Source organism: Pseudomonas sp. NMI542_15 (genome assembly GCF_021283425.1).
GTDB classification, from domain to species: Bacteria; Pseudomonadota; Gammaproteobacteria; order Pseudomonadales; family Pseudomonadaceae; genus Aquipseudomonas; species Aquipseudomonas fortuita.
In genome coordinates, this window is record NZ_JAJSRO010000013.1 from 119983 (window position 1) to 130901 (window position 10919).

The window sequence follows — 10919 nt, forward strand, 5'->3', positions numbered from 1 at the left end:
CGGCGCTCGATCTGCCAGGCGCTGAAAGGCCCAACTCAAACCCTAAAAGCCCGCACCGCCCGGTTCAGCTCACCGCCCAGGCTGAGCAACTGCTCGCCTTGCACGCGCCCTTCACCAATGCGCTGCAGGTTGTCTTCGCCCAGCTCGTGAATCCGCTCGCTGTGGTCACGAATGTCACTCACCGCACCACTCTGCTGCGCCGTGACATCGGCAATGCGCACCGCTGTGTCGGAAATGGTGCGGATGGCACAGACAATCTCGTCCAGCGCGCCATCCGCCGCCTGAGCCTGGCTGGCCGTAGCCTCGGCATGCTCAAGCTGCGCGCGCATCCCTGCCACCGAACCTTTCGCCGCTTGCTGCAGGCGGTCGATCAGTGCCTGAATCTCGCCGGTCGCCCCCGTGGTGCGCTGCGCCAGCGAACGCACTTCATCGGCTACCACAGCAAAGCCACGGCCCATTTCCCCCGCTCGTGCCGCTTCGATCGCAGCGTTCAGCGCCAGCAAATTGGTCTGTTCGGCAATCGAGCGGATCACTGTCAGCACCCCGCCGATGGTCGCCGACTCTTCCGCCAATTGCTCGATCATGCGGGCGTTGCCTTGCACTTCATCAACCAGCTCGCGCAAGCCCGACAGGCTCTGGCCAATGACCGCCTGGCCCTGCTCCACCGCCCGCCCGGCATCGCGGCTGGCATCGGCGGCGGCGCTGGCATCCCCCGCCACTTGCTGGATGGTCGCCTCCAGTTCACCCAAGGCGTCGCGGATCTGCCCGGTATCGCCCGCCTGGCGCTCGGCGCCGTCGTGCAGGGCAGCGCTCATGCCGGCCAGGGCGTGGCTGCTGCCAGCCACCTGCTCGGCGTTGTGGCGGATGGTACCGACCAGCTCCACCAGGTACTGGCGCAGGCGGTTGAGCGACTCCTGGATATCGTGCAGTTCGCGGTTGGTCTTGCCCAGGGAGATGGCTTGGGCAAAGTCGCCCTCGGCCCAACATGACAAGGCTGGGGCAAGGCTGGTGAGGGTGCGGGTCAGGCGCCGCTGCAAGGTGTCGATCAGCAAGGCGATGAGCAGTATCAGGCCGATCATCAGGCCCTGGATGATGCGCACCTCGGCGGCGATCTTTGCATGCTCGCCGCGTACTTCGGGTTCCAGCGCGGCAATGGCTTGCTGCACCGCCTCCAGGCGCTGACTGGTGCTGGCGGCCAGGGCGGCGCGGCGTTCGATCTGTTCGCGGGTGCGTTGCAGTTCGGCCGGGTAGCGGCTTAGCAGGCTTTGCAGTTCACGCTTCAGGCCCACCGCAATGTCTTCCTGCTGGGCGCTGGCCTGGGTTTCCAGGCCCATCATGGCGGCGAAGTCGTCGGCAACGGATTCGGCTGCGCGGGTCACGCCCAACAACGGCACGCCGTCGATGGCTTGCGCCTGGGTGCGGATCAGTTGCAGTTCACGCTCTACTTCGTCGGCCAGCTCCGGGCGGCCGCTGCTGACCAGCTTGTCCCTTGCCAGCGACAGGCGACCGAGGTGCACGGTGGCGTCGAGCACTGGCAACAGGTAGCGGTTGGCATCGGCGCTGCCGCTGTCGCGGGCGTAGCCGGCCAGTTGTTCGAGGTTGGCCCCCAGCTCCCGCTCGGCCTGCAACAGCAGGGCTTGCGGGTCACCAGCCAGTTTACCGGCGGCCAGCAGCTCGTTGGCGGTGAAGGCCTGCAGGCTGTCGAGGCTGGGGCGCAGTTTGCCAGCCAGCTCAGTGGGCCACTCGGTCAGGGTGGCCTGAAGCTGCTGGTTGGCCTCCATGGCGGCGGCATGGCGCAGGGCATCGCCGCTGCCAAGGTAGAACTGGATATTACGTGCTGCCTGGTTCTGGAACTGCTGAGACAGGCCCAGGTAGCGCTCCATCATCTGGTAGGGGCGCTCCAGGGCACGCTGCGACCACCACAGGGTGGCGCCCAGGGCGAGACACACCGTTACCAGCAACAGGGTGTTGAAATTGGTCAGCCACTTCAGGCGCATCGCCGCGAACTTCCTGCGAAGGGGAGAGGTAGGCGCCTGAAGTTATTGCGATTTTGTGACGGGGTGATGACGACAGGGGCTTGGTGCCAGAAAAAAGTGGCACAGTGCCTTCATTTGTTTCACCTGCTCCGGCCTCTTCGCGGGTAAATCTGTTTCAAGGCTCCACTCGCACTACGCAATTACGCCCCGCATGCTTGGCCCGGTAAAGCGCTTCGTCCGCTGCACTGGCCATGGTCAGCGCGTCCAGCACCTCATCCAGCTGCACCACCCCGGCACTGAAGGTGCACTGCAAATCCCGCGGCTGCGCCGGGTAGATGATCTCTGCAAAGCGCCGGCGAATCTCGTCCAGCACCTTGTGCGCCGCGTCCAGCGCGGTATTGGGCATGACAATGGCGAACTCTTCACCGCCATAGCGGCCAATGAAATCGGTCTTGCGCAAGCGTTGCTTGAGGAACAGCGCCAGGCTCTTGATTACCCGGTCGCCCATGGGGTGGCCGTGGCGATCGTTGATCTTCTTGAAGTGGTCGATGTCGAGCATGGCAAAGCTCAACGGCTGCTGCTCACGGCGGGCGCGGAAGCTGCAGTCTTCCAGCAGTTGCAGGATGTGGGTGTGGTTGTACAGCCCGGTCAGGCTGTCGCGCACCATGCGCGCCTTCAGGTGCCGGGCGCGGGCGGCACGGTTGCGCACGGTGGTGATCAGGTGGCGTGAGCGAAACGGCTTGGTCAAGAAATCATCACCGCCCTCGCTCATGGCATCCAGCTGCTTGTCCAGGTCGTCCTCGGCAGACAGGTAGATGATCGGCACGCTCACATAGCGGTCGCTGTGGCGGATCACCTTGGCCAGTTCCGGGCCGGTGCAGGCTGGCATGTACAGGTCGAGGATGATCAGGTCGGGCTGGAAATCGGCAAGCTCTGCCATGGTGCGGATCGGGTCGGTCAGGCTACGGGTGACCATGCCGGCGCTGGCCAGCACGCGCTCGGTATGCAGGGCCTGGGTGCGCGAATCGTCGATGATCAGCACACGCAGGGGGTCGTGCGGGGCGGCGTTGGTCAGCAACTCGACCTTTTCCAGCAGGCTGGAAGCCTCCAGGCTGCCGGTGAGAAAGTCCTGGCCGCCGGCGCGCACGGCCGCCAGGCGGGTCGGGGTGTCGGCTTCATGGTGGCTGAAGAACAGCAGCGGAACAGGTTGCGCCACGCCCTTCTGCAGCTGGGTGGCCAGCAGCAGGCCTTGGCCGGCACCGGTGAAGTCGACATCCATGATCACGGCCGAGGGCGGGTATTCGCTGATCGAGGCGAGAAACGCCGCAGCGCTGGGCAGCGCTTGCACTAGCAGACCAAAAAATTCCAGTTGTTGAGCCAGGCGCTGGGCACGCTCGTGGTCCTGCAGCAGGATGTACACCGGTTTGCGCAGGGGCGGCTTGAGCACCTGATCGAGTGGGTCATCCTTGCGCAGGCCGCTACGCGTCAGCTGCTGGGCGGGGCACAGCGGGCTCGGCTCGACTGCTTGGCTCATGTCCTGGCTACTTATAGGTTGGGGTGTGCAGGGGCGATGATGGCTCTATGCTAGCAGCTCTTTTCAAAGACGTGACTGCCCTGTATCAACAAAGCGGCCAGAACGAATATTCAGTTGCTGACTGACAGGTCGCTTATGCGTACGGTGGTGTCTGCTTTATAGTGCTGCCATGCGGGCTTGCCGTGGCACCCTGGCGCAGGCCTGTGGTCCAAGCCCTAGAACCGTCGTGACTGATTAAGGACAAAGCCATGCTGGACTGGAAAAACCGCGAGGCCAAAGCCGAGCCCCGTGAGCGTGTCGACGGCCGCGGCGCTGCCGCCCGTAGCTACCTGGGCGGCCTTTGGAGCCGTGCCCTGGGGACCCTGATCGGGTTGTACCTGCTGGTGTGCATCGGCCTGGGCTGGTACTGGAGCCAGGAGCCGGACCTGTTCCCGGTTCAGCAGAATGCCCAGTCTGCCGCTGAGCGCGGTGGCCAGCAGATGGTGGTGGGCTACACCACCATCGAAACCCTCAAGACCGTGGCCGGTACCTTGCTGAACAAGCCTGGTGGCTACATCTCCAACGACCGCTTCCCGCCAGGGCTGTGGATGGACAACATGCCGAGCTGGGAATATGGCGTGCTGGTCCAGGTACGCGACTTGTCCCGCGCCCTGCGCAAGGACTTTGCCCGCTCGCAGTCGCAGTCCACCGAAGATGCCGACCTGGCCAAGGCCGAGCCGCGCTTCAACTTCGACAACAAGAGCTGGATCCTGCCATCGAGCGAGTCGGAGTTCGAAGAGGGCATCAAGTCGCTGTCCCGTTACCAGACGCGTCTGGCTTCTGGCGACAAGGGTGCGATCTTCTACACCCGCGCCGACAACCTGAACAACTGGCTGGGTGACGTGGCCACTCGCCTTGGCTCGCTGTCGCAGCGCCTGTCGGCCAGCGTTGGCCGGGTCAAGCTCAACACCACGTTGAAGACCGAGTCGGTCGTTGCCGGCCAGGCACCGCAGGTGGACGAGGAGGTGGTGGAAACCCCATGGCTGCAGATCGACAACGTGTTCTACGAAGCCCGCGGCCAAGCCTGGGCGCTGTCGCACCTGCTGCGCGCCATTGAGGTGGACTTCGCCGACGTGCTGGCGAAGAAGAATGCCACGGTCAGCGTGCGTCAGATCATCCGTGAACTGGAAGCCTCGCAAGAGCCGCTGTGGAGCCCGATGGTGCTCAATGGCAGTGGCTTTGGCATGTGGGCCAACCACTCGCTGGTCATGGCCAACTACATTTCCCGGGCCAACGCTGCGGTCATCGACCTGCGTCAGTTGCTGTCGCAGGGTTGAGAATGGCCATCAGCCCAAGCGAGGCCGCCCACCGGGCGGCCTCCGACCGCGAGCTGGTTGCCTGGGTGGACGAAGCCGACCAGGTGCTGGGGGCCTTGCCCCGCGCCGAACTGCGTGAGCGACGGCTGATCGGGCGTTGCACGTTCATCCTGCTGTTCAACAGTGCCGGTGAGCTGTGCGTGCATCGGCGTACCCTGAGCAAGGCGCTATACCCCGGTTACTGGGATGTGGCGGCCGGCGGCATGGTGTCGGCAGGGGAGGCTTATGCCGACTCGGCGGCCCGTGAGCTGGCCGAAGAGCTGGGAATCGAAGGTGTCGAGTTGCGTTTTCACGAGCGGTTCTACTTTGACCAGCCCGACAACCGCCTGTGGTGTGCTGTGTATTCGGCGGTGTCGGATGCGCCTTTGCGTTTGCAGCCAGAAGAAGTAATCGAGGCGCGCTTCATCGGGTTGGAGCAGGCAGAGTCAGAAAGCCAGACCCAATCCTACTGTCCGGACTCTTTAGTGGCATTGCAGCGCTACAAGGCCAGTCAGTCGTAGGCAAACTGGTCGACTAGCCCAAGGCGCGGCACGCGGGTACCCGGCAGAAGCAACGCACCCGGCGCGATGACTGCATTCGCGCCAATTTTGCAGCCATCGCCTATCAACGCACCGAACTTGTTTGCGCCAGTGGCGATGACCGCCTGGCCATGGCGAATCCTGATCATTGCCCCGTCCAGTTCATTGCGGTAGTTGGCGATGATTGCCCCGGCTTCGATATTGACGTTTTCGCCGATCAGCGAGTCGCCGACGAAGTTGAAGTGTGCCAACTTGCTTGAGCTGAGCATGAAGCTGCTTTTCACCTCACAGCCTGGTCCGACAATGCAGTTGCTACCGATGTATACCCCGCCGCGCAGGTAGGCGCCCGCAGCCACGAAAGCCTGCGGGCCAATGATAATCGGCCCTTTCAGTACTGCACCGGGTTCGACGATGGCCGTTTCGTGAATGGCGCAATCGCCTTCGCGCCGATAGCCCCTTTCGAGCTGCTCAATGAGTGACAGGACGTTGCTTTCACATGTCAGGGTTACCTGCCATGGTGTCGCGTGCGCTACGCCCAGCTTGGGCCACTTGGCAATGAATACGCCGATTTCAGGTATCGTCACGGGCCTGTCTCCTGAGGAAGGCGCCCCAGTTTGCACCCGCGCGGGCGACGACAGGCGCTGAAGTCGCAAAACATTCGCAAAATGGCGCATTCCAGTACTTAGCAACAGCCGGATTTATCGTTACACTGCGCGCCCTTTTCGGGCTGTCGCAAGTCTTGCGGCAGTAGCGCCGCCCCTGCCAGAGTGGGGCTTCGCGGTCGGCCTCAACCCCAGGGCACGACCAGTTTTTGTCCTCAGCACAGAGGAACAAAAGTGGCCAAGAAAGCTTCTTCCTTTTCCGCCCTTGGCGGTCTCGTTTACTCCACCGATGCCGGTCGGCACTGCCCCGACTGTGGCCAGCCGGTGGATGCATGCATCTGCAAGCAGCAAATCATCCCCGAAGGTGACGGCATTGCCCGTGTGCGCCGTGAGAGCAAAGGCCGTGGCGGCAAAACCGTGACCACTGTCACCGGCGTGCCGCTGCCGCCCGACCAGCTCAAAGAGCTGGCGACCACGCTCAAGCGCCGCTGCGGTACCGGCGGCGCCCTGAAGGACGGGGTTATCGAGATCCAGGGCGACCATGTCGAGCTGTTGATCGGCGAGCTGACCAAACAGGGTTTCAAGGCGAAAAAGTCCGGCGGCTGAGGCCATCGCGCGATTTTTTGCCCAGCGCTTTCTAAACTCGTTCCCGTGGTCAGGGTCTATGCCTGAGCACGGATGAATCGTCATTTTCAGCTTTTACACTCGCTCCGCTGCCTGCGGGGCAGTGTCTTCGACTTATCTATAGGGGACTTGAATGTCCGTACGACGCACACGCAAAGACGATGGTAGCCAGTGGACCGTGGCCGACAGCCGCAGTGTTTATGGCATCCGCCATTGGGGCGCTGGTTATTTCGCCATCAATGAAGCGGGGCGCGTCGAAGTGCGCCCCAACGGCCCCGACAGCGCGCCGATCGACCTGTACGAGCAGGTTGACGAATTGCGCCAAAGCGGCCTGTCGCTCCCCTTGCTGGTGCGCTTCCCCGACATTCTGCAGGACCGCGTACGCCAGCTGACCGGTGCGTTCGATGCCAATATCGCGCGCCTGGAGTACCAGAGCCAGTACACCGCGCTGTACCCGATCAAGGTCAACCAGCAGGAAGCGGTGGTGGAAAACATCATCGCCACGCAAAACGTCTCCATCGGCCTGGAAGCTGGCTCCAAACCCGAGCTGCTGGCAGTGCTGGCGCTGGCACCGAAGGGCGGTACCATCGTCTGCAACGGCTACAAGGACCGTGAGTTCATCCGCCTGGCGTTGATGGGCCAGAAGCTTGGCCACAACGTGTTCATCGTCATCGAGAAAGAGTCGGAAGTGGCCCTGGTGATCGACGAGGCCGCCGAGCTCAAGGTGAAACCCCAGGTCGGCCTGCGCGTGCGCCTGTCGTCGCTGGCCTCCAGCAAATGGGCCGACACCGGTGGCGAGAAGTCCAAGTTCGGGTTGTCGGCTGCCCAGTTGATCTCGGTGGTGCAACGCTTCCGCGATGCCGGCCTGGACCAGGGCATCCGCCTGCTGCACTTCCACATGGGCTCGCAGATCGCCAACCTGGCCGACTACCAGCACGGTTTCAAGGAAGCCATCCGTTACTACGGCGAGCTGCGTGCGCTGGGCCTGCCGGTCGACCACATCGACGTTGGTGGTGGCCTGGGCGTGGACTATGACGGTACCCACTCGCGCAATGCCAGCTCCATCAACTACGACATGGACGACTATGCTGGCGTGGTGGTGGGCATGCTCAAGGAGTTCTGCGACGCGCAGGGCCTGCCGCACCCGCACATCTTCTCCGAGAGTGGCCGCTCGCTGACCGCGCACCATGCCATGCTGGTGATCCAGGTCACCGACGTCGAGAAACACAACGACGACGTACCCACCATCGAGAACAAAGAAGCCCTGCCCGAGACCGTGCAGTGGCTGGCCGACCTGCTTGGCCCGACTGACATCGAGATGGTGACCGAGACTTACTGGCGCGCCACCCACTACATGGGTGACGTGGCGGCACAGTACGCCGATGGCAAGATCAGCCTGAGCGAGAAAGCCTTGGCCGAGCAGTGCTACTTTGCCGTGTGCCGTCGCCTGCATAATTCGCTCAAAGCCCGCCAGCGCTCGCACCGCCAGGTGCTCGACGAGCTGAACGACAAGCTGGCCGACAAGTACATCTGCAACTTCTCGGTGTTCCAGAGCCTGCCGGACACCTGGGCCATTGGCCAGGTGCTGCCGATCATCCCGCTGCACCGCCTGGACGAAGAGCCGCTGCGCCGCGCCGTACTGCAGGACCTGACCTGCGACTCGGACGGCAAGATCAACCAGTACGTCGACGAGCAGAGCATCGAGACCAGCATGCCGGTGCATGCGTTGAAGGAGGGCGAGGACTACCTGCTGGGCGTGTTCCTGGTCGGTGCCTACCAGGAAATCCTGGGCGACATGCACAACCTGTTCGGTGACACCGACTCGGTGAACATCTACCAGAACGCTGACGGCAGCGTGTACCACGCCGGTATCGAGACCCACGACACCATCGAAGACATGCTGCGCTACGTGCACCTGTCGCCGGAGGAGTTGATGACTCACTACCGCGACAAGGTGGCCAGCGCCAAAATCACTGCGCGTGAGCGCACGCAGTACCTGGATGCCTTGCGCCTTGGGCTGACCCGGTCTTCGTACCTGTCGTCGTAATTGCTGGGGCCGCTCCTGCAAAAGCCTGTGCTGCCTTTTGTGGGAGCGGCCTTGCGTCGCGATATGAGGGCGAAGCCCTCACCAGCGTCACAACCGGTAAATTTCCGGCCCTGGTCCATCGCACCAATGCCGCTACCTTTGAATGCAATGTTCAAAGGAGGACGACATGCAACGTCCAGGCTCCCATCGTTTACGTGGCGGTCGAGTGTCTGAATCCGGGCGCCTTTATCTGCTCACCACAACCACTCGTAACCGAACGCCGTTGTTCAATAATTTTCGATTCGCCAGGACCGTGGTCCAGCAATTGCGGTTCAGTGAAGAGAGCATGGCTTGTCGATCTCTGGCCTGGGTCTTGATGCCTGATCATCTTCACTGGCTTATCGAGCTTGGCCCGACGAACCTGGGGACGCTGATGTGTGGGTTCAAGTCCAGAAGCAGTTGTGCTTTGTACAAGGTGGGCGCTGACAGGCGACATATCTGGCAGACCAGCTTTCATGACCGGGCTCTGAGACGTGAGGAGGATGTCCGGGCGGTTGCCCGCTACATCATCGCCAATCCCATTCGGGCTGGCCTGGTCCGGCGAGCGGGCGAGTATCCGCATTGGGATTGTGTGTGGCTGTGAAACCGCAGGTGAGGGCTTCGCCCTCATTTCGCGACACAAGGCCGCTCCCACATTGACCGGCGTATGCAGGCCTTTTGTGGGAGCGGCCTTGTGTCGCGATGGGCCGCAAAGCGGCCCCAACATCACCGAATCCACTCACCCTTCTGCTGCAACCGCCACCCCACCCAGCCCAACGTCACCGCCCGCAACCCCATGAACCCGAGAAACGCCAACCACAACCCATGGTTGCCGAACCCGCTCATGGCCACCGCCACCGGCAGTGCAATCAGCACCGACACCAACATCGCATTGCGCATCTCCCGTGCCCGGGTCGCGCCGATGAACAGGCCGTCCAGCAAGTAACTCCACACCGCAATCAGCGGCAGCAACGCCAGGTACGGCAGGTACGGATAAGCCGCCGCCCTTACACTGTCGATGTCGGTCTGCAAGTCGATGAACAGGTGCCCACCCAGCAGGAACAACCCGGCAAACCCCAGACTGGTGATCAGCGACCAGCCGCAGGCCACCACCAGCGAACGGCGCAGGGTGTCGCGGTCGCGGGCGCCAATGGCATGGCCGCACAGCGCTTCCACAGCATGCGCCAAGCCGTCGAGTGCGTAGGCCGTCAGCAACAGGCCGTTGAGCAGCAGGGCGTTAGCCGCTACCGTGGCTTCACCCAGGCGCGCACCCTGCACGGTAATCAGCAGAAACACCAGTTGTAACGCCAGGCTACGCAGGAAAATATCGCGGTTTACCGCCAGCAGCGGGCGCCAGGCCTGCCAGCGTTTGAGCGCCGCCCATACGACTTGCCCCGGGTAGGCCCGCAGGGCCGGGCGGGTCAGGGCCAGGCCCAGCAGGGCTGCACTCCACTCGGCGATCACCGATGCCCGCGCCGAACCCAGTACACCCCAATCCAGCCCCAGGACGAACCACAGGTTCAAGACAATGTTCAGCAGGTTGGTCGTCAGCAGGATGGCCAGCGGTGCCCGGGCGTTCTGGGTCCCCAGAAACCAGCCAACCAGCGCGTAACTGGCCAACGCTGCAGGCAGCCCAAGCAGGCGCGTGTGGAAGAAGTTTTCGGTGGATTGCTGCAAGGCTGCGCTGGGTTGCATCGCATGAAGTGCAAGCTGGCTGAACGGCAGGGCCAGCAGGCCGATCACAACGGCAAAACCGACCGCCAGCAGCAACCCTTGCACCAGCACCTGGCGCAACGCTGCACCGTCACCACGGCCAGCGGCCTGAGCGGCGAAGCCGGTGGAGCCCATGCGCAGGAAGCCCATCAGGCCGACCATGAAGGTGAACAGCGTGGCGCCCACCGCCACGGCACCCAGCTGGTGGGCGTGGGGCAGGTGGCCGATGACCGTGCTGTCGACCAGCGCCACCAGCGGCACAGAGATGTTGGACAGGATCATCGGCGCAGCCAGCGCCCAGACCTTGTGATGGGTGGGGCGGTGGCGCCAGTCGGCAGCGAGTTGGGGCATTTGCATTCCATGAGACCTAGGGCCGTTGTGCGCCCCTCCGCAGGCTTGCCCGCTCCCACAGGAAAGTGTTGCTCTTGCGGCCGGCGCCAAACCTGTGGGAGCGGGCAGGCCCGCGAAGGGGCGCACAGCGGCCCCCTTTAACGAATGCCACAGTGTAACGACCGGCAACCATTTAGCGCGA

The 10919-nt window shown here is 63.2% G+C and carries 9 protein-coding genes; 5 read left to right on the top strand and 4 right to left on the bottom strand.

From position 1 onward, the window contains the following. Positions 1–35 precede the first annotated feature (35 nt). Complete coding sequence (locus LU684_RS19065) at positions 36–1997, bottom strand: methyl-accepting chemotaxis protein (protein ID WP_102667923.1); 1962 nt, start codon at positions 1995–1997, stop codon at positions 36–38. A gap of 154 nt (positions 1998–2151) precedes the next feature. Then, positions 2152–3510, bottom strand: a complete 1359-nt coding sequence (locus LU684_RS19070) for a diguanylate cyclase (protein ID WP_016484738.1) — start codon at positions 3508–3510, stop codon at positions 2152–2154. 248 nt (positions 3511–3758) lie between these two features. Between LU684_RS19070 and LU684_RS19075 the strand changes: the two genes are divergently transcribed. Beyond that, complete coding sequence (locus tag LU684_RS19075) at positions 3759–4826, top strand: DUF2333 family protein (protein WP_016484739.1); 1068 nt, start codon at positions 3759–3761, stop codon at positions 4824–4826. Positions 4827–4828: 2 nt separating this feature from the next. Continuing rightward, on the top strand, positions 4829–5365 hold the full coding sequence (locus LU684_RS19080; protein ID WP_016484740.1) for an NUDIX hydrolase: 537 nt from the start codon (positions 4829–4831) through the stop codon (positions 5363–5365). Here the strand turns inward: LU684_RS19080 and LU684_RS19085 are convergent. Further along, positions 5356–5967, bottom strand: a complete 612-nt coding sequence (locus LU684_RS19085) for a transferase (protein ID WP_191087233.1) — start codon at positions 5965–5967, stop codon at positions 5356–5358. The two genes, LU684_RS19080 and LU684_RS19085, sit on opposite strands and share 10 nt — an antisense overlap. Positions 5968–6219: 252 nt before the next feature. On the opposite strand from LU684_RS19085, the gene LU684_RS19090 reads away from it, so the two are divergent. From LU684_RS19090 to LU684_RS19100, 3 genes are all read left to right on the top strand, one after another. Beyond that, positions 6220–6591 carry a translation initiation factor Sui1 gene (locus LU684_RS19090; protein WP_012270332.1) on the top strand — a complete coding sequence of 124 codons (372 nt, stop codon included), beginning with the start codon at positions 6220–6222 and terminating at the stop codon, positions 6589–6591. Between the two features lie 151 nt (positions 6592–6742). Continuing rightward, complete coding sequence (gene speA, locus LU684_RS19095) at positions 6743–8656, top strand: arginine decarboxylase (protein ID WP_016484742.1); 1914 nt, start codon at positions 6743–6745, stop codon at positions 8654–8656. A gap of 166 nt (positions 8657–8822) precedes the next feature. Beyond that, a complete protein-coding gene (locus LU684_RS19100; protein ID WP_232894911.1) occupies positions 8823–9278 on the top strand; it encodes an REP-associated tyrosine transposase in 456 nt (151 codons plus the stop codon). A gap of 122 nt (positions 9279–9400) precedes the next feature. Here the strand turns inward: LU684_RS19100 and LU684_RS19105 are convergent, their stop codons facing one another. Continuing rightward, on the bottom strand, positions 9401–10738 hold the full coding sequence (locus tag LU684_RS19105) for an MATE family efflux transporter (protein ID WP_016484744.1): 1338 nt from the start codon (positions 10736–10738) through the stop codon (positions 9401–9403). Positions 10739–10919 lie beyond the last annotated feature (181 nt).